An 18,763-nucleotide genomic window follows, 5' to 3' on the forward strand; every position below is an offset into this window, starting at 1 on the left:
ACACGTACTAAATAAAATCCGTCAGCCGAATAAACTCCGTGGCATGCTTCAGAAAATTGGCGACCCACGAGGCCGATCATCGCAATTCCGCATTGCCGATAGTGCCCTCAGTATGCCGATAGCGATAAAGCAAACCAATTCGTCAATCCGGTAGCTGAATGGTTTTCGGCATCGCAACGGCAACGTTCCGGCCTGTGGTCGTGCCGACCGCCTGCCCCCGCGACGGCCAATCCCGCCGTCCCGACAAAAAACGCGGAGGCTTGAGCTCCGCCGATGGCAGGCTTGCGTGCGATGGCGCCGCGAACCAGCCGCGCTGCACGCGCTGGTCCGTGACGCGCTGGCACGAAAGAACGTGACCGGCGCGGCATGCGGGGCGCCGCTCGCGCCGCCGGTGCCGATCAATCAGCAAGCGGGCCGCTCGGCCGCCGTTTTCCTGGGACGCGATTCCGATTGCCGGCCGCAGGTCTCGGACGACGCTGCAGGCCATGTTCAAGCTGACCCGCAGCAAAGCGTCGCTGGTGCTGCATCTCACGCAAAAAGGTTGTCGCTCCGGAATTCTGCCAAAACGACGGCGCCCCACCACAGCCCCGCGCGGTTAATTTGCCCCCGGTGTTGTGGGAAATGGGCGTGACGCGGCAGACCGAGCTGACGACTGGCATGCCGTTTGCGTCGCTGCCCTCGCCCTGCTGACACCATGCCGGCAGCAGGCGGCGCTTAAGCTCGCATGATCGCCCGCCCAGGAATGTCGCCCATGACTCGTCCCGGAGAAGTTTCTGCGCTCGTCGGCCGCATCGTCAAACGCCGCGGCGTGACCCTGCTCACGCTGTGCCTCGCCGTGCTCGTCGCCCAGATCGACACGGCCGTCGTCAATCTCGCCACACGCGCGATCGGCGCCTATTTCCATGCCGGTGTCGGCGCATTGCAATGGGTGGTCGACAGCTACAACCTCACGTACGCGGTGCTGTTGCTGACCGGCGGACTGCTCGCCGACCTGTACGGCCGCCGCCGCGTCTTCCTGGCGGGCACGGCCGTCTTCACCATCGCGTCGCTGCTGTGCGCACTCGCGCCGTCGGTGTCGGTGCTGATCGCCGCACGCGCGCTGGCCGGCGTCGGCGCGGCGTTGTTGCTGCCGGCGTCGCTCGCGATCGTGCGGGTCGTGTGGCGCGACCCGGTGGAACGCGGCCGCGCGCGCGGCATCTGGGCCGCGTGCAACGGCGTGGCGATGGCGATCGGGCCGACGCTCGGCGGCGTGCTGATCCGGCACTTCGGCTGGCGCAGCATCTTTTTCGTCGTCGTGCCGCTGAGCATCGCCGCGATGCTGCTCGCGATCCCGGCCGTGCCCGAGTCGTCCGATCCGCACGGCCGGCATTTCGACGGCGCGGCGCAAGTCACGGGCGCACTCGCGCTCGGCGCGCTCGCGTATGCGGCGATCGTGTTCCGCGAGGCGCCGGTCGCATGTTCGATCGCCGGTTGCGTCGCGGTTGCGTCGTTCGTTGCGTTCGTCGCGATCGAGCGCCGCCACGGCGAATCCGCGCTGGTGCCGCTCGACATTTTCCGGATCAGCGCGTTTCGCGGCGCGATCGCGGCGACCACCGGCATGACGTTCGGGATGTATGGCGTGCTGTTCCTGCTGCCGCTGACGTGGCAGAGCACCGGCCGCCTCGATTCGACCGGCGCGGGCCTCGCATTGCTGCCGATGGCGCTCCTGTTCGTCGCCGTGTCGCCGTGCTCCGGGCGGTTGTCGGAGCGCGTCGGCACGCGGGCGGCGACGGCCGGCGGCGTCGCGGTGATCGCGAGCGGACTCGTCGCGATCGGCGCATCGGCCGGTTCGTCGAGTCTGCTCGGCGCGGAGATCGGGCTCGCATTGACGGGGCTCGGGATGGGGGTCGCGACGGGTCCTTTGATGACCGTCGCGGTGGGCGCGGTCGACGCCGCGCGCTCGGGCACCGCGAGCGCACTCGTCAACGTCGCACGCATGACCGGCGCGACGCTCGGGATCGCGGTGCTCGGCACGGCGTTCGCAGCCGCGCACGGCGGCGCGGCCAGCCTGCGCGTGGCGATGTTCGCCGGCGCGGTGGTTCAACTGACGGGCGCAATGGTATCGGCAGTCAGCGTGCAGCGGGCCGCATGACGCGTCAACTGCATGCTCGCCCTTCGCTCGACGATGCTTCCCGCCACACTTGCGCGTCCGGTGCTCGGCGCGTCTCTGCAGCAGCGCCGGCATCAGTTCCTCGATGTACTGCCACGCCAGCCCGCGCGTAAAGCCGCGGGCGAACGGCGTCGCAGCGTGCACGGTCGGTCGTCGGCCCGTGCGGTTTCAGCGATGCAGGCGACGTTTGTCGCATGCGATCCGAACGCGCGGCTCGTGACGATACCGAATGGCGGGCAGTAACCGATGCCGGAATGTTCGCTGTATTTCGCGATGGCGATCGAGGATTGCCTGCGGGACGCGGCCGCCTGAGCGAGGAACACGCGCGGCGCCGGCAAAGGCGGGAGAGGTAGAAGTAGCCGCCGCGGCGCGATGGCGCCGCTGGCGACCGACGAACGGCGCACCGTGCGCCGTTCATCCGGTTCGTCCGGCCACGGGGCCGGACAGTTGGCGATCGGTGCGCGTTGCTGCGCACCGGTCCTGGCCGCTTAGCGGCGCGGCTGCCCGCTTCGCGGCGGACGCGGGGAATTCGCGTCCTTGTGCCGGAAGTTGATGCGGCCCTTGGTGAGGTCGTACACCGACAGTTCCAGCGTCACGCGATCGCCCGCGAGAATGCGGATGTGGTTCTTGCGCATGCGGCCCGACGCGTACGCGCCGACCACGACGCCGTTTTCCAGCGTGACACGGTATTTGCTGTCCGGCAGCACTTCGTCGACGATTCCGTCCAGTTCCAGCAGTTCTTCTTTTGCCAAACCAATTCCTCCAGACAAGGTGATTGACCGCGGCCGCGGCAACTGCCCGGCGCCGCTCCCGCAAACGGGACGGCGGCCGGCAGGCAGCCGGGATCGGTTCGTTCAGACGGGCCTCGGGCCTGTCTTGCGATCGGAGCCCGGCGCGTTGCGACGTTCGGGCGGTCGGTGGCTGCGGCGCCAGCAGCGCCGCGCAAGTCGGGACCGCGCCAGCTACGGCATGGCGGCGGTCTGCTCGGGTTGATGCGTTGAAGCGGTGATGCGCTCGCGAAACGACGTGCGCTTCGCGAGGGCGTTGCGTCGCATGCGGTTCACGCATGCGATGAGGGAGGCGTCACGACCGATGCATCGTGAATGTCGCGATGCATCGGTCGTGCGCATCGGAACGCACAGGCCGCCGTCATGCGGCGCCCGCGCGATACTCCATTCGGCATCGGCCGCCGCTTGGCGACCGCTGCCGATGCGGCTTACTGCGGCGTGATGTTCGACGCTTGCAGACCCTTCGGGCCGCGCTTCACTTCGAAGCTGACCTTCTGGCCTTCGGCCAGGGTCTTGAAGCCCGTGCCGCGAATTTCGGAGAAATGGGCGAACAGATCGTCGCCGCCGTTGTCCGGGGAAATGAAACCAAAGCCCTTGGTTTCGTTGAACCACTTGACGGTACCGGTATCCACAAATACTTCCTTAATACAAATAATTGAACATGCGCCCGCGACGGGCACAGAAAGAATCAAAGAGGGAGAGACCAACGACTGCCGCACGGTGTACGGCCAATGATGAGCAATCGGACTTCTTGATGACTTCGGTCTCGGACACTACGCGGTACCGGACGTTTCGTCAAGTTATTTTGATGCGGCGCACAAGCACGAGCGCTTCGGACGCGTTCCATGACGGAGGTTTTGAGTCGACACAGCCCGTTTGAATGCATCCCTCGTTCTTTGCTGACCGCCCGCTTTTACTGCGGCTCCGATTCGTGTCACCACCACAAACCCAGCATGTCGGTCTACAGCGCCATGGTGCCCGGCGCGAACAGCGAATGCGTCGCACGCGGCATCGAGCCCGCCCCCGGCGCTAGTCGAACGGATTCAACAACCGAACGCCGGTGCGAGCGAAATCGTCGACGTTACGCGTGACGACCGTCAGATCATTGATCAGTGCGGTGGCCGCGATCAGCTTGTCGAGTTCGTGCGTCGGATCGGGCACGCGCAAATGCCCCCACATCTGGCTGATCTCGATATCGACCGGTAGGATGTTCGGCGCATAGCCGGACACGATCATCGCCATCCAGGCCTCGAGCGCCGACGCCTGCGGGTGATCGCCGCGATGACGGATCAGGTCGACGCCGCGCCGCAGCTCGGCCACCGTCACGACGGACAGGTAAAGCGGGCTCGCTTCGGCTTCGGCCTGCCTGAAGAACGCCCGCACGCCGCGGTTGGTTCGCCTGCCCTTCCTGATTTCGCTGATGACGTTCGTATCAATCAAAAACACGCGTGACCTCGCCTGAATCCTGAACACGTTGGAAATCCGCGTCTTCGCCCACCTCCGGCATGCTCATCAGCACTTGCGCGAATGTGCGCCGCTTCGGTCGGCCGAGCGCTTCGGCCAGAATGGCTCGATGTTCGGCCTCGGCGCTCCTGCCATTAGCCGCGGCCTGCTCGCGCAGGCTTTGAACGATAGTGTCATCCACGTTACGCACCAGAAGATTTGCCATGAGTACCTCCATCCAGATTTGCTATCAATGATAGCACCATGAAGGTAAATTGCAAGCATTGCTATCACCTTCAGGACCGGACGGATCCCGGGTCGGCGTAGACCAGCGGCAACGGACGGCAGGAATCCGCCCTTCTTCCGCCGCTGGCCCGACGCATCGAACTGCTGTCGCTCAAGGTAAGCCCGCGCCGGACGACGGGGAAGCCGGCCGAATGGCCAGTCGCGTGCCATTGACGACGACGAATGTCCGACCGGCGAGGAACAGGATTTGCGAGGCGAGCCCCGCAGGCGACCAGCACGACGAGTACGCGCCCGCATCGATTCGCCCTGAAACATCGTGTTGCACAACGGGCCGCCACATCGCCCGCGACGCTCGCAATCGTTTGATACCATCGGATCACAAGACCGGTGATCGAAAGCCGTGCGAAGCGCGCAGAAGACCTTGCATCGACGCGGACCATCCGACCATCCGTGCCTGACATCCCGATCCAAGACACGAGACGCTCTTCAGTGGACTTTGTTACGCCCTCTCTGGAAACCCTGTTCTCCCCGACACCCGACAAACTCTACTTCCCGGCATGCGTTGCGGCCGTGGCGATCATCGCGTGGCTCGTCGCGCGACACGTGCCGTTCTACCGGTCGGCCGTCGACAAGTCGCTGTCGATGCGCTATCGCAATCTCGACGGTTTCCGCGGCCTGCTGGCCGTCTCCGTGGTCTTCCATCATTTCGCGTGCAACCAGGCGTTGCTGTCGACCGGCGTCTGGGGTGCCGGCACCGATTTCCTGCGCAATCTCGGCACGATTCCCGTCGCGATGTTCTTCATGGTCACCGGGCTATTGTTCTGGGAACGCGCATGCCGAGGCGCGCTCGACGTGCGGACCTTCTTCGTCGGACGCGTGCGACGCGTCGCGCCGCTCTATCTGTTTTACGCGGCCGTCATCGTCGTCTGCACGCTTTACTGGTTTCCCCGCAACGCCGTCGGCGCACCGACGCAGTTGCTGGCCGACCTGCTCAAGACCGTTTCGCTCGGCTGGTTCGGCGCGTTCCCGATCAACGGAGCGGAGCGGACGCCGTATCTGAGCGGCGTCTGGTGGACGCTCGCCTACGAATGGCGGTTCTACGTCGCCGTTCCGTTTCTCGCCTGGTTCGTCGCCACACGTGCGTGGCGCAAGCTGCTCGCGCTCGCGATCGTCACGGCGTGCGCGGCGCTGTTCGGGCCGCCCGGCGGCATGGCGCTGCTGTTCGCGCTCGGCGCGGTGGCCTACGAGGTGTCGCGGCACCCCGCGATCCGCGCACGGCTCGCGACGAAACCGGCGGCAACCGTCGCGGTGCTGATCCTCGCGATGTCGCCGTCCCCGGCCGAACGCTATTCGATCGAAGGCGCGCTGCCGCTGCTCCCGGTGTTTCTCTGCATCGCCAGCGGGAACACGTTCTACGGCCTGCTCGACACCCGGCCGCTCGCGCTGCTCGGCACCGCCAGTTTCAGTATCTACATGATCCACATGGTGATCGTGTACATGATCATTCATGCGTTCAACAAGTTCGTTTTCCCGATCAATTCGGCTGGCGATTCCGGCATCTGGGCGCTCGCGCTCGCATGCGCGCTGGTTGCCGTCCTGTGTTCGCTGCTGACTTACCGCTATGTCGAGCATCCGTTCATCGCCAAGCGCCACGACGCACGCGCGGCACGCCGCGCGACCGCGCAAACGCGCCTGCGCCACGTCGAGCAGCGTCCCGCCGACGACGAACATGCCCTCGATGCGGTCGGCGAGACCGCTTCCCGATGACCGGCGGAATCGGTACCATCGAGCGCTTGAGGCCCGGCGGCCGCCGCGCGACCCCGCGCCGGCGCCCGTCTTCCGTACCACCGATTTCACCATGTCCCGCGAACCCACACATTCCGCGCTGCTCTGGATCGTCGCCGCGGCGTTCTTCATGCAGTCGCTCGATACGACGATCGTCAACACCGCACTACCGTCGATCGCCCAAAGCCTGCATGCGTCGCCGCTCGCGATGCAGCCCGTCGTGGTCGTCTACACGCTGACGATGGCGATGCTCACGCCGGCCTCCGGCTGGCTCGCCGACCGGTTCGGCACGCGCCGCGTGTTCTCGGTCGCGATCCTCGTGTTCGTGGTCGCGTCGATCGGCTGCGCGGCGTCGCACACGCTCGGCCAGCTCGTCGTCGCGCGCGCCGTGCAGGGCATCGGCGGCTCGATGCTGCTGCCGATCGGGCGGCTCGCCGTGCTGCGCCGCGTGCCGGGCGAGCAGTACGTCGCGGCGATCGCGTTCGTGTCGATCGCCGGCCAACTCGGCCCGATCGTCGGGCCGACGCTCGGCGGCTGGCTCACGCAGGCGATTTCGTGGCACTGGGTGTTCATCGTCAACGTGCCGGTCGGCGTGATCGGCTTCATCGCGGTGCAACGCTACCTGCCGCACGACCAGGCGACGCAGCCGCCGCCGTTCGACTTCGTCGGCTGTGCGCTGCTGTCGGCCGCGATGATCGCGCTGTCGCTCGCGATCGACCCGCCGATGTCCGCGCACCGCACCGCGTGGGCGACCGGGCTCGCCGGGCTCGGGCTGGCGAGCGCGCTGGCGTACCTGCCCCACGCGCGGCGCCGCACTCAGCCGCTGTTCCGGCTGGGGCTGTTCCGCGAGCCGAACTTCGGCTCGGGGCTGCTCGGCAACCTGCTGTGCCGGATCGGCACGAGTTCGGTGCCGTTCCTGCTGCCGCTGCTGATGCAGGTGCAGCTCGGCTATACGCCGCTGCAATCCGGGCTGATGATGCTGCCGGCCGCGATCGCGGGCGTCGTCGCGAAACGCTGGATCGCGCCGCTCGTGAAGCGCTTCGGCTATGCGGCGTTTCTGGTCGTGAATACGGGGATCGTCGGCTTCGCGATCGCCGGGTTCGCGCTGGTGTCGGCGCGGCCCGCGCCTGTTCTGGAAGGCGTGCTGCTGATGGTGTTCGGCGCGGCGAATTCGATGCAGTTCGCCGCGATGAACGGCGTGACGCTCAAGGGGCTGTCGCATGCCGATGCCGGCAGCGGCAACAGCCTGTTCACGATGATGCAGATGCTCGCGATGGGGCTGGGCGTGTCGATCGGCGGCGGGCTCGTCAACCTGTTCGCTGCCTATCGGGGCTCGATGGCGCACGGGTTCATGCTGTCGTTCGCGTGCATGGGCGCGGTGACGCTGCTGTCGTCGGTCGTGTTCCGGCGGATCGATACGGCCGCGCCGCCGGCCGGTGCGGCGGCGCGCCCTTCCGCGTGATCGCGGCCGTCAGTTCACCTGGCTGCGCTCGACGACGCGCTTGAGCACCCAGCGGATCGACGAACCGTCGGCCGGCGGCCGCGCGACGCGGTATTCGTCGACTTCGAGCGTGTACAGGTAGCCGGGCTGGTACGCGAACCCTTCGATTCCCGCATACCACAGGCTCCACGGCTCGCTCGGGCTGCTGCGCACCTGCAGGCACTCCATCGGCGCGACGCCCGTGCAGCGCGCGGACTGCGGCGCGACATAGACCGTCTTCGTCACGGGCGTGCCGTCGGCCGGGCGCGCCGCGCTCGGCGCGATGGCAGCGGCGTCGGTCTGGCATCCGGCGACGAGCGTGCTGCCGGCAATGACGGCCGCGCCGAGCAGCGTTCGAATCTTGTGAATCATCTGGTATGCCTCTGCGAGCGTTGGAGGGCCAATTAGACGAACCGCCCGGTGAGAAGGTTCACAAACACCTTACTGAACGTGCTCGACTGCCGTCGTTTATCGGATGTCGCGTGCGAGCCGATACGTTACCGTGTTCCGGTTCCGCCGCGCGCTTCGTCACCGGCCGGGCGATCGCCGTCGACGGCGGCTTCACCGTATGGTGATCGTGTACCATCGGCGCTTCCCGATACGCTTTCGTGCGCTGCGGTCGTGCGCCCGGCCACGCCCGTGCGATTCGCGCAGCGCGTTTCCTTCGCATGACCGCATCCGCTTCGCCCGACACTGCACTCCGCCCGCTGCCGATCGATACGCTGACCGTGCCGGCCGCGCTCGACGGACGCTCAGGCACCAATCGGTCGGGCAGCGCGCATCCGCAGATCGCCGCGACCAACGACCTCGACGCCGTGCGTGCGTGGCTCGCGCGCTTCGTCGATACGCCGACCACGTTCCAGAACTACCGCAAGGAAGCCGAACGCCTGCTGCTGTGGGCCGTGATCGCATGCGGCAAGCCGCTGTCGTCGCTCACGCACGAGGATCTCGTCGTGTACCGGCAGTTCCTGCTCGCGCCCGCGCCGGCCGAGCTATGGTGCGCGAACGGCGGCCGCAAGCATCCGCGCGACGATCCGCGCTGGCGGCCGTTCTACGGGCCGCTGTCGGCAGCGAGCCAGCGGCAGGCGCTGGTGATCCTGAACGTGATGTTCTCGTGGCTCGTGCAGGCCGGCTATCTGGCCGGCAACCCGCTCGCGTTGTCGCGTCAGCGGCAGCGCCGGCCCGCGCCGCGCGTCACGCGCCATCTCGGGCAGCCGTTGTGGCAATCGGTGAAGGATGCAATCGCCGCGATGCCGCGCGACGATGCACGCGCATGCTTCCATGCGGATCGCGCGCGGTGGCTCTTCACGCTGCTGTATCTCGGCGGGCTGCGCATCACCGAAGCGGCCGATACGACGATGGGGCAATTTTTCTGCCGGCGCGACGCGAACGGGCACGCGCGCTGGTGGCTCGACGTGACGGGCAAAGGCGGCCGGCGGCGGCTCGTGCCGGCCACCGACGAGATGATGGCCGAGCTGTCGCGCTACCGGCGTGCGCACGGCCTGCCCGCGCTGCCGCTCGACGGCGAACCGACGCCGCTCGTGCTGCCGGTCGGCCAGACGCGCAAGCCGCTCACGCGTGCGGCGCTGCACCGGATCGTGAAGCAGGTGTTCCGGCACGCGGCCGACCGGCTACGTGCGAATGGCGAGGCCGGCGAGCAGGCGGCGCGCGTGCTCGAACAGGCATCCGCGCACTGGTTGCGTCACAGCGCGGGCTCGCACATGGCCGACGGCCGCGTCGACCTGCGGCTCGTGCGCGACAACCTCGGCCATGTATCGCTCACGACGACGAGCCAGTATCTTCACGCGGACGACGACTGGCGCCATCGCGAGACGGAGGAGAAGCACCGGATCGGGTGGGACTAGGCTGCGTTGCGCCGCTCAGCGTACGAGGTCGAGCCCGCCGAGACCGCCGTTGCTGCGGCACTTCGCACGATCGCTTGTGGCCGGCACGTCGATCTCGCCGCACAGCAGCACGTCGATGCGCTTGCCGTGTCAGTACACGGCCACCCAATGCCCCGGCACCCACGCCCAGTGATTGCCGGCCCACCGGTAATGCCCCTTCGCCCAGCGATAGCCGGGTGCGGGCGACGGCGGCGCCACCTCGACGACGGGCGCGGGCTGCGGCGGCCGCACGGGCTCGACTACGCAGGCGGACATCAGCATGGCGCTCGCACTCACCAGCACGGCCAGCGAAACGGATTGGATCTTCAATGTCGATTCTCCCTGTTGGGTAATAGGTTGATCGGGCCGCGCGCGGCATGCGCCACGTTACGCGACCCCACGAATCAGGCCGCTCATCGGCCGTGTCGCGCCGCTTTCCGCAAATAACGCGGACGCGGTGCGGCGCGGATCGAGCCGCAGGCTGTCGGCGGCCGCGCCCGCGATCAGCGCGTCGAGCGACGCGGTCGGCTTCAGGTCACGCCCTTCGTACAGGTCGCCCGGCCGCAGCCCCGGCCAGTCCGCGATCACGCGCCCGCCGGCAACCGCGCCGCCCGCGAGCATCGCGACCGACGCCTGCCCGTGGTCGGTGCCCCCCGTGCCGTTCACCGCGGCCGTGCGGCCGAACTCGGTCGCGACCAGCACCGTGGTCTGCTGCCACGCAGGTCCAAGGCCGTCGCGCAGCGCGGCGAGCATCGTGTCGAGCGCCTTCAACTGATTCGCGAGCCGCGCGTTCTGCGCGCTATGGGTATCCCAGCCGCCCGTCTCGATCATCGCGATCCGCGGCCCGTCGTCGCGCGCGAGAAACGTCGCGGCGAGCTTGCCGACGCCGGCCGGGTCCTGCCGTGCATGCGCGTCGCCGGCGAGGCCGCGTGCTTCCATCGCGGATTGCCACAACGGGCCGAGCTGCGCGTCGGCTTCGTAGAGCGCCGACACGCGGGTGAGCAGATCGTCCGGCGCGGCCGGCAAACCGGACGGCGCATACGACGCGGCCTGCACCGTGCCGCGCAGCGCGAGCGGCACGGTGGGCGCGAATGCGATCGCGTTGTCGCGCGTCGCCGGCAGCAGCGCGGCGAGCCGGTTCAGCCAGCCGTCCTTCACCTGGTACGGTGCGCGGCCGCCCGTTTCGAGCACGTTCTGGCCGTCGAAATGCGAGCGGTCGCGATACGGCGACGCAATCGCATGGACGAACAGCGCCTGCCCGTCTCGGTACAACTGCGCGGTCCGCGCGAGCGACGGATGCAGCGCGAACGTGCCGTCGAGTCGCGTCGCGGCCGCCGCGTCGATCGCGAGCGGGCCGCGCAGCGACGCATACGCGGGCTCCGCATACGGGACGACGATGTTCAGGCCGTCGGCTGCGCCGCGCTGGATCACGAACACGAAGCGCCGGTCGGTCTCGACGTTCGCGAACACGATCCGCGGCGCGACGAGGATCGCGCCCGCGCCGGCGGCGGCCACGCGGAGGAATTGTCGGCGGGACAGTGTCATGGTCATCTCCGTTGGAAATCGGGCGACACGAGCAGCAGCGCGAGCGAGGTCGTCGCGCTTTCGGCGCGCGCGACCGCGGTCGCGGTCGGCGCGCTCATCGAACCGGCGAGCAGCGTGTTGCCCAGCGTGCGCGGATCGAGCCGGTCGCCCGTACGCGCGGCCAGACGCTGCGCGATCTCGACGCGGCGCACGAGCGCGTCGGGCGCCGCCCAGCTCGCGGCGACGTCGTCGTAGCCGGCCGGCGAGCCCGGGCGCCACACCGGCTGGCCGAGCTGCGCGAGCAGCGGCGCGGCCTTGAGATCAGCGGTGTCGCGCCAGCCGAGCCCGCGCAGCGTCGATACGGCCCATTCCCACGGCGTCTTGAACTTGCGGTTGACCGGCGACCACGCGTCGGGCGCGTCGACCAGCGCGCGATAGACGGTCGGCAGGTCGCCGCCGCTCGCGTCGAATGCGCGCGCGAGCCGGTCGGTCAGCGCGGGCGGCGGCGTGTCGGCGACGAAATGACGGGCGAGCTGGAACGCGATGTGCCGGCCCGTCGCCTCCGATCGCGCGAGGTCGTGCAGGACCGCGCGCCCCTGCGCTTCGCCCGGTTGATCGTAGGTGCGGCCCATCACCGTGCGTGAACCCGGTTCGTGCAGATTCGCGCGAAACACGAATGCGCCGGGCGCCGCATCGCCCGGTTGCGGCCCGCGGCCGCCGGCGATGCTCCAGCCGGTCAGCGCACGCGCGAATTCCGTCACGTCGGCTTGCGTGTAACCGGTGCGCACGCCGAGCGTATGCAGTTCCATGATCTCGCGGGCGAGGTTTTCGTTGAGCCCGCGCTTCGCCGACGGATTGCGTGCCTGCGCGCGCAGCGCGGCCGGGCTGTCGGGGCCAACCGAGCGCGCCTGATCGAGGAACACCTGCATCGCGGGATGCTGCTCGACGGCGACGAGCATGTCCTCGAAACGGCCGAGCACGTGCGGGCGGATCGCGTCGCGCTCGAACGCGCCCGCGTACGCGGCCACCTGCCCCTTGTCGACCGATACCGCGAAATGGTTCGCCCAGAAATGCACGAGACGCTCGACAAAAGGCGCGGACGTAGTCAGCGCGCTGTTCATGCGCGCGGCGACGGCGCTGCGATACGCGTCGTAGCCGTCGCGGCGAATCGATTGCTCGGTTGCGCGCTTGGCGGCCGGGTCGTCGCTCGTCATCGCGTTGCGGGTGTTCGCGAAGCGCGTGGCGAGCATGATCGCGTCCGGCTCGCTCGCCCATGGGGCGGGCCCTGCGTCGTAGCGGTCGAACTGGGCGAGCAATGCGGCCTTCGGGTCGGCGGGCGGGGCTTCGTCGGCGCGCGCGCCGAGACCGAAGCGGTTCAGCGCGATCGCGGCCGGTGTGGCGTCGTTCGGGTGGTCCATGACGGGCTCTCTTGCGGTGCATACTCACGTTCAACGCAAGCACACCAAGAAATCCGTCGCGGGAAGGGAAATATTTTTTGTGATCGGGGAAACGCCGGGCGAAAGTCTCGCAGCGCGGCGGCGTGCGTCGTCGATGGATAACGACCGCGCGATTCATCGGAAGCGGCACACGCATGACGCGCGAGCAACACGCAGATTGCATGCCGCCCGCGCGCGCGGTGTTTATTCGGCTTACTCGCTCGCCGATGCGTCCGGCTTCTTCTGCAGCCTCGGCGGCAGACGCCAGTTTCCGCTGTGCTGCAAGCCGTCGACGAACTTCACGCGCTCGTCGGGCGTCAGCGTCGCCGCGAAATCGACGACGCTGCGCTCGATCTGCGCCCGCATCGCGGTGTCGGCCGCGCGCGTGCGGTCGAGCGCCGCATCGATCGCCGCCCGATCGAGTTGCGGCGCCGCGAGCAGGTCGAGCACGGTGATCCGGCCGTCGCGCCCTTCCCGCGCGAAATCGCGGCCGCTCTTGCGCGCCGCCTTCAGCGCGGCGGCGAACTCGCGCTGCCGCGCATCGGGCAATTCATCCGCGGCGAAACGCAACGCGGTGCGCGATGCGGGCGTGCCGGCCGCGTGCAGGTCGCGATGGGTCGAGAACCACTGATACGCGCCGCCGCCGATCGCACCGAGCATGAACACGTTCAGCACGACCGAGCCGATGAGGGTGAATTTCCAGCCGCGTTCGGTCATTCGTCGGCTCCGTCGATGCTCGGGCCGCCGAACGTCGTCGTCAGGTAGCCCGGTTCGTGTTGCGCGATCGGCGCGCTGCCGAGCATCAGCATCGACACGGCCACCGCACCGGCCAGCGCGCCGGCCAGCCCGACGCCTGCGAACGCGGCGCCCGACCACCACACGCGGCCGCGGCGGCGCGCGCGTTGCGGCGGCGGCGCCGTCGCGACGATACGTTCGACCAGCGCCGGCGCGGGCGGCGCCACCGCATCCTGCATCAGCCACGCGTCGAGCTCGGCGGCCTCGTCGAGCGCGTTCAGTGCGTCGCGCGGATGCGCGTGCGCCCACGCTTCGGCCGCCGCGCGTTCGGCTTGCGGCCAGCGCCGCGCGTCCGAGCCATACGCGGCGACGATGGTACGAAATCGTTCGGGTGTCATCGCTTGTCCTCGCTAGGTGGGTCGCCGGCCAGTTGCGCGCGCAGGTTGCGCCGCGCACGGGCGAGCAGGCTTTCCAGCGCATCGACGGTGATGCCCATCAGGTTGGCCGCTTCCCCATTCGACATTTCCTGATAGTACTGGAGCACCAGCGCTTCCCGCTGCCTCGGCGGCAACGCGGCCAGCGCCTGCCGCACGCGCGCGTCGCGCGAACGCAGTTCCGCATGCACGGCCGGGGACGGCTGCGTGTCGGGCACGTCGGGCAGCGTGTCGCCGGGCTCCTCGCGCCGGCTGCGCAACCGGTCGTAGCACAGGTTCAGCACGACGCGATGCAGCCACGTGTCGAAGCGGGCTTCGCCTTCACGCCAGCGCGGCGCCTGGTTCCAGATTCGCAAGAACGTCTCCTGCGCGACGTCCTCGGCTTCGTTCCGGTCGCCGAGCATGCGCGTCGCCAATGCGAGCAGCCGCGGCAGCTTGCGTGCGACAAGCACGCGCACCGCCGATGCATCGCGTGCGCCGACGCGCGCGACGAGTTCCGCGTCCGGATCGCGGTCGCCGCGATCGTTCAACGCCGCCTGCTCCGTTGCGCGGCGCGCGGGCGCCGCATTGTCACGGCAGAAGGACCCGCCGCCCGGCTGAAGCTCATCGTCGTGCTCTCCTTGCATGCGTCGGGCCATCGCCGGACGGCGCCATGCCGACGGTTCCGATGGTTCGGGATCTCCGCGCGCGTCGCGCCAGGCGTCGCACACGGCATCGGCCGTGCCGGTTTCATCGACATCCGGTTCGCGCCGCATGTCGATCCTGTCTGCCGGCCGCGCGACCGTCGGCCGGCGCGCTCAATATACGACGACCGGCGCGGGCCGGTAATACACCGGACGGGCCGGCACCACGACGCAGCCGGCCAGCACGAGGGCCGCGGCCGCCAGTATCACGATGGTTCGAAAAAGCATCGCTTCGACTCATGAGGTTGCATGAAGAATCCGCCGCGCGCGCATCGCTTCGACGCGCGGCGGCGTGCACGTCAGGGCCCGTCAGGCCCAGTGGCCCGGCACCCAGCGCCAGGCCGGGCCGCGCGCCGCCCAATGCCCGGGCACCCAGTGGTAACCGACCCGCACGATCTGCCAGTGGCCCGGAATCCACACGTAACGGCCCTGCCGCCAGTGCCAGTGCCCTTGGTCCCAGACGTAGCCCGCCCGGGGCGCCGGCATCACTTCGACGCGCGGCGGCGGCGGCGCAAAAGGCGCGACGATGACGGCCTGCGCGAATACGGCGGACGTCGCGAACGCAGCCATGCAGCCGGCAGCCCATCGCAATGGAACAGAAAGTTTCATGAAAGACTCCGAAGTAATGGCATTGACCGGAAGCGGTCGTTCATGCGTTAAACGGAGCAGGCGGGAGAAATCCGTCGCGACATCGGCGAATAATTTTCACGGAGGCCGCGCGGCGCGGGGCCCTATGTATCGGCCAGCGCACACGCCGGGTTGCGAACTGTCACAACGCGGCAAAACTGCCCTTCGACAATGCATGCGACCGGGATCCCGCTCGTTTCCGGCCCACGCCCCGGCCGCGCTCGCGCATGGCCGTGCGGCTCCCCTCTCGCGTCCCATCAACGAACACACCGACCATGTCGAACCAGGACACCTCCCCTGATCAGCCGAACGAGCCGGCCGCTTCCGTGTCGCGTCGCGGCTTCCTGAAACTCGCGGGCGTCTCCGGCCTCGCCACCGCCGCCGGCGGGCTCGCGGCCGCCCGCGCTGCCGCGTCGAATCCGGACGGCACGCCCGAACAGGTTCACCTGACGTGGGGCAACGACCCGACGTCCGAAGTCGTGATCTCGTGGGCATCGCTCGCCGCGGCCGTCAATCCGCGCGCGCGCATCGTCGCCGACGGCGAGCCGCCGCGCACCGTGCACGGCGTCCAGCGCCTGTACACCGACGGCCTGAACGGCGAGACCGTGTTTGCGTATCACGCGCGCGTGCACGGGCTGAAGCCCGACACACGCTACCGCTACGAAATCACGGCCGACAACGACAGCAACGCCGCACAGCCGTTCTCCGCGAATTTTTCGACCGCGCCGCGCGGCCGGGCGCCGTTCCGTTTCACGAGCTACGGCGATCTCGCGACGCCGAACGGTGCGTGGGTCCTGTCGTCGCCGCAGAGCCGCTTCGCGGTGCAGGCCGTCGAGCAGTTCCAGCCGCTGTTTCACCTGCTGAACGGCGACCTCTGCTACGCGAACCTGAACCCCGCGCACCAGCCCGAGGTGTGGCGCGATTTCGGCAACAACAACCAGACGTCGGCCGCGAATCGCCCGTGGATGCCGTGCCCCGGCAATCACGAGATCGAGTTCAACAACGGCCCGCAAGGGCTCGACTCGTACCTCGCACGCTATACGCTGCCGGAAAACGGCACGCATTTCCCGGGCCGCTGGTACAGCTTCCGCGTGAGCTCCGTGCTGTTCGTGTCGCTCGACGCAGACGACGTCGTGTACCAGGATGCCGCCGCGTTCGTCGGCGGCCCCGCGCCGCTCGTGCCGGCCGCGAGCACCGGCCGACCGCCGATCGAGCCCGGCACGTCGTTCTACGTGCGCGGCTACAGCAACGGCGAGCAGACGCGCTGGCTCGAACGCACGCTGCGCCATGCCGCGCATGACGACGACATCGACTGGATCGTCGTGCAGATGCACCAGGACGCGCTCAGTTCGTCGAAGACGGGCAACGGGTCTGACAAGGGCATTCGCGAAGCGTGGCTGCCACTGTTCGACCGTTACGGCGTCGATCTCGTGCTGTGCGGCCACGATCACGACTACGAGCGCAGCTACCCGGTGCGCGGCTGCAATCACCGCGCGGGCGTCGACGCGAAGACCGGCGAAGTGGTCGAGACGCTGCAGCCGCGCCCGGTCGGCTCGAACGATCCCGACCGCACGAAGTTCGACACGAGCCACGGCACGATCCACCTGATCCTCGGCGGCGGCGGCACCAGCGCGCCGCTCGACGTGTACGGCGAAAACCCGTCGACCGGCTTTGCGCAGGCGAAGGTATTCACGAAGCCGAACCGGCCGGTGCCGGGCACCGCGCCGAACACGTTCGTGCGCCAGCCGGCCGATGCGCTCGAGGATGCGATCTGGTCCGCGCGCCGCGATACGGGCACCGGCTACGGGATCGCGGTGTTCGATCACGATCCGGGCAAGCCGGGCGGCCACACGACGATCACGATGCGCTACTACCACGCGCCGGGCGCCGACCAGCACCCGACCGCGCAATACGAGCTGTTCGAGACGATCGAGCTGAGCAAGAAGCGGCGCGAGCGGTGATCGACGCATCGGGCGCCCGCTGCGGTGGGCGCCCGATGCGTTACAGTCGACGGACGGGAGGCACGGCGCGGGTTAGACTGCCCGCCTCGCACACCGGTCCGCGCAGATGAGTTTCGAATACCGCATTCACACGCCCCCTTCGGCCGACGCATTCGACGCCATCGCCAATGTGCTGCGACAAGCGCATGGCGACGTCGACATCGACGTCGATCCACACGAACGACGGCTTGAAATTCGCGATGCGGCCAACGGCTGGCCGCTCATCGATCTGTCGATCGAAGCAGCCGGTTTCCTCCTTGTCACGACGCTGGGCCCGACGCGGAACGCGATGCTCGATTCGATCGGACGTGCGCTGTCGGAAATCGGTGCACCGTGGCGTATCGACGACGCGTGATCGGCTCGCACGACCGAATCGACCGGACACGCCGGTCCGGCTGAATCGCCGCGACGGCTGCGCCCCCGTAAAATGCGCGCTTCCGGCGAAATCTCCGTTTTGTATCGCTGCTCGCGATGACGGCATGCGCGAGCCGACCCGAATCATCCGAAATCGAATCAGCATGTTGAAACAGGCAGCAAACATCAAACGCAAGAACAACGCAACGCTCGTCGGGCTCGGCGCGGTGCTGTTATGGGCGTCGGTGGTCGCGCTCGTGCGCGGGGTCAGCGAAAACCTCGGCGCGACCGGCGGCGCGGCGATGATCTATACGGTGGCGTCCGTGCTTCTGCTGTTTTCGATCGGCTTCCCCGACCTGAGCCGGTTCCCGAAAAACTATCTGCTGTGGGGCGGGCTGCTGTTCGTGTCGTACGAGGTGTGCCTGTCGTTGTCGATCGGCTATGCGAGCAACGCTCGACAAGCGGTCGAAGTCGCGATGGTCAACTATCTGTGGCCGAGCCTCACGCTCGTCGCCGCCATCGTGTTCAACAAGCAGCGCGCGAACCTGCTGGTCGTGCCCGGCGTCCTGCTGTCGATGCTCGGCATCTGCTGGGTGCTCGGCGGCGACCAGGGGCTCGATCCGGCCGGCATGCTGCGCAACGTCGCGGACAATCCGCTGAGCTACGGGCTGGCGTTCTTCGGCGCGCTGATCTGGGCCGCCTATTGCACGGTGACCGCGCGCATCGCCGACGGCAAGAACGGCGTGACGCCGTTCTTCATGCTGGTCGCCGCGGTGCTCTGGATCAAGTTCGCGATCGAAGGCGGTGGCGGCATGACGTTCAGTTTGCGTGCGGTCGCGTATCTCGTGCTGGCGGCGTCGGCACTCGGCTTCGGCTATGCGGCCTGGAACACCGGCATCATGCACGGCAACGTGACGGTCATCGTCGGCGCATCGTACTTCACGCCGGTGCTCGCCGCCGCCCTCGCCGCGACGCTGCTGCACGCGCCGCTGTCGGCGGAATTCTGGCAAGGCGCGTCGATGGTGTGCGGCGGCTCGATCCTTTGCTGGCTCGCGACGCGCGGACGGCGTCGCGACACGACCGAGCCCGTGCCGATCGCCAAGGGAGCGAAGAGCAATTGCCAAGGGTGACGATGCCGGGTGCCGTCGACACAACGCCGGATCGCTGCCGGCGATTCCCGGAACCATTGATCGACG

The 18,763-nt window shown here is 68.3% G+C and carries 19 protein-coding genes; 7 read left to right on the top strand and 12 right to left on the bottom strand.

All coding sequences use genetic code 11. The features are described from left to right. Window positions 1-751: 751 nt before the first annotated feature. On the top strand, window positions 752-2,131 hold the full coding sequence (locus HWX76_RS09625; RefSeq protein WP_176015737.1) for an MFS transporter: 1,380 nt from the start codon (window positions 752-754) through the stop codon (window positions 2,129-2,131). 506 nt (window positions 2,132-2,637) lie between these two features. Here the strand turns inward: HWX76_RS09625 and infA are convergent. The 4 genes from infA to HWX76_RS09645 all read right to left on the bottom strand — a co-directional run bounded on the left by infA (window position 2,638) and on the right by HWX76_RS09645 (window position 4,606). Then, a complete protein-coding gene (gene infA / locus HWX76_RS09630) occupies window positions 2,638-2,901 on the bottom strand; it encodes a translation initiation factor IF-1 (protein WP_006483034.1) in 264 nt (87 codons plus the stop codon). A 464-nt stretch (window positions 2,902-3,365) separates the two neighbouring features. Continuing rightward, a complete protein-coding gene (locus tag HWX76_RS09635; RefSeq protein WP_006483056.1) occupies window positions 3,366-3,569 on the bottom strand; it encodes a cold-shock protein in 204 nt (67 codons plus the stop codon). A gap of 397 nt (window positions 3,570-3,966) precedes the next feature. Beyond that, window positions 3,967-4,383, bottom strand: a complete 417-nt coding sequence (locus HWX76_RS09640) for a type II toxin-antitoxin system VapC family toxin (RefSeq protein WP_235356229.1) — start codon at window positions 4,381-4,383, stop codon at window positions 3,967-3,969. Continuing rightward, complete coding sequence (locus tag HWX76_RS09645; RefSeq protein WP_050014174.1) at window positions 4,370-4,606, bottom strand: DNA-binding protein; 237 nt, start codon at window positions 4,604-4,606, stop codon at window positions 4,370-4,372. Before HWX76_RS09645 ends, HWX76_RS09640 begins: the two co-directional genes overlap by 14 nt. Window positions 4,607-5,115: 509 nt before the next feature. On the opposite strand from HWX76_RS09645, the gene HWX76_RS09650 reads away from it, so the two are divergent. Next, the gene (locus HWX76_RS09650) at window positions 5,116-6,393 is read left to right on the top strand and encodes an acyltransferase (protein ID WP_244137957.1); all 1,278 of its coding nucleotides are present in this window, start codon (window positions 5,116-5,118) and stop codon (window positions 6,391-6,393) included. Between the two features lie 91 nt (window positions 6,394-6,484). After that, window positions 6,485-7,873, top strand: coding sequence for a DHA2 family efflux MFS transporter permease subunit (locus HWX76_RS09655; protein WP_124639833.1), 1,389 nt, complete (start codon window positions 6,485-6,487; stop codon window positions 7,871-7,873). 9 nt (window positions 7,874-7,882) lie between these two features. Here the strand turns inward: HWX76_RS09655 and HWX76_RS09660 are convergent, their stop codons facing one another. After that, window positions 7,883-8,263, bottom strand: a complete 381-nt coding sequence (locus HWX76_RS09660; RefSeq protein WP_089489398.1) for a DUF4377 domain-containing protein — start codon at window positions 8,261-8,263, stop codon at window positions 7,883-7,885. 296 nt (window positions 8,264-8,559) lie between these two features. Here HWX76_RS09660 and HWX76_RS09665 point away from each other — a divergent pair, with 296 nt between their 5' ends. Beyond that, window positions 8,560-9,756, top strand: coding sequence for a tyrosine-type recombinase/integrase (locus HWX76_RS09665; RefSeq protein WP_124630215.1), 1,197 nt, complete (start codon window positions 8,560-8,562; stop codon window positions 9,754-9,756). Between the two features lie 129 nt (window positions 9,757-9,885). Here HWX76_RS09665 and HWX76_RS09670 read toward each other — a convergent pair whose 3' ends face one another. The 7 genes from HWX76_RS09670 to HWX76_RS09700 all read right to left on the bottom strand — a co-directional run bounded on the left by HWX76_RS09670 (window position 9,886) and on the right by HWX76_RS09700 (window position 15,195). After that, the gene (locus HWX76_RS09670) at window positions 9,886-10,104 is read right to left on the bottom strand and encodes a YXWGXW repeat-containing protein (protein WP_050012702.1); all 219 of its coding nucleotides are present in this window, start codon (window positions 10,102-10,104) and stop codon (window positions 9,886-9,888) included. A gap of 57 nt (window positions 10,105-10,161) precedes the next feature. Continuing rightward, window positions 10,162-11,325 (bottom strand): DUF1501 domain-containing protein, encoded by a 1,164-nt coding sequence (locus HWX76_RS09675; protein ID WP_176015738.1) that lies wholly within the window; start codon window positions 11,323-11,325, stop codon window positions 10,162-10,164. Continuing rightward, window positions 11,322-12,716, bottom strand: coding sequence for a DUF1800 domain-containing protein (locus HWX76_RS09680; RefSeq protein WP_124630214.1), 1,395 nt, complete (start codon window positions 12,714-12,716; stop codon window positions 11,322-11,324). The genes HWX76_RS09675 and HWX76_RS09680 overlap by 4 nt, the downstream gene beginning before the upstream one ends. Window positions 12,717-12,947: 231 nt before the next feature. Then, on the bottom strand, window positions 12,948-13,451 hold the full coding sequence (locus HWX76_RS09685; protein ID WP_050012705.1) for a periplasmic heavy metal sensor: 504 nt from the start codon (window positions 13,449-13,451) through the stop codon (window positions 12,948-12,950). Further along, a complete protein-coding gene (locus HWX76_RS09690) occupies window positions 13,448-13,867 on the bottom strand; it encodes a hypothetical protein (protein WP_176015739.1) in 420 nt (139 codons plus the stop codon). Before HWX76_RS09690 ends, HWX76_RS09685 begins: the two co-directional genes overlap by 4 nt. Then, window positions 13,864-14,658: an RNA polymerase sigma factor gene (locus tag HWX76_RS09695; RefSeq protein ID WP_176015740.1), complete on the bottom strand. Its 795-nt coding sequence runs from the start codon at window positions 14,656-14,658 to the stop codon at window positions 13,864-13,866. Before HWX76_RS09695 ends, HWX76_RS09690 begins: the two co-directional genes overlap by 4 nt. A gap of 237 nt (window positions 14,659-14,895) precedes the next feature. After that, a complete protein-coding gene (locus tag HWX76_RS09700; protein ID WP_050012707.1) occupies window positions 14,896-15,195 on the bottom strand; it encodes a YXWGXW repeat-containing protein in 300 nt (99 codons plus the stop codon). 293 nt (window positions 15,196-15,488) lie between these two features. Here HWX76_RS09700 and HWX76_RS09705 point away from each other — a divergent pair, with 293 nt between their 5' ends. The 3 genes from HWX76_RS09705 to yddG all read left to right on the top strand — a co-directional run bounded on the left by HWX76_RS09705 (window position 15,489) and on the right by yddG (window position 18,697). Then, window positions 15,489-17,174 carry a metallophosphoesterase family protein gene (locus HWX76_RS09705; RefSeq protein ID WP_050012708.1) on the top strand — a complete coding sequence of 562 codons (1,686 nt, stop codon included), beginning with the start codon at window positions 15,489-15,491 and terminating at the stop codon, window positions 17,172-17,174. A 106-nt stretch (window positions 17,175-17,280) separates the two neighbouring features. Continuing rightward, window positions 17,281-17,568, top strand: a complete 288-nt coding sequence (locus HWX76_RS09710; RefSeq protein WP_124640311.1) for a hypothetical protein — start codon at window positions 17,281-17,283, stop codon at window positions 17,566-17,568. 184 nt (window positions 17,569-17,752) lie between these two features. Further along, a complete protein-coding gene (gene yddG / locus HWX76_RS09715; protein WP_143328916.1) occupies window positions 17,753-18,697 on the top strand; it encodes an aromatic amino acid DMT transporter YddG in 945 nt (314 codons plus the stop codon). Window positions 18,698-18,763: the final 66 nt, after the last annotated feature.

The sequence above is a fragment of the Burkholderia sp. BCC0398 genome (genome assembly GCF_902833245.1).
GTDB classification, from domain to species: domain Bacteria; phylum Pseudomonadota; class Gammaproteobacteria; order Burkholderiales; family Burkholderiaceae; genus Burkholderia; species Burkholderia sola.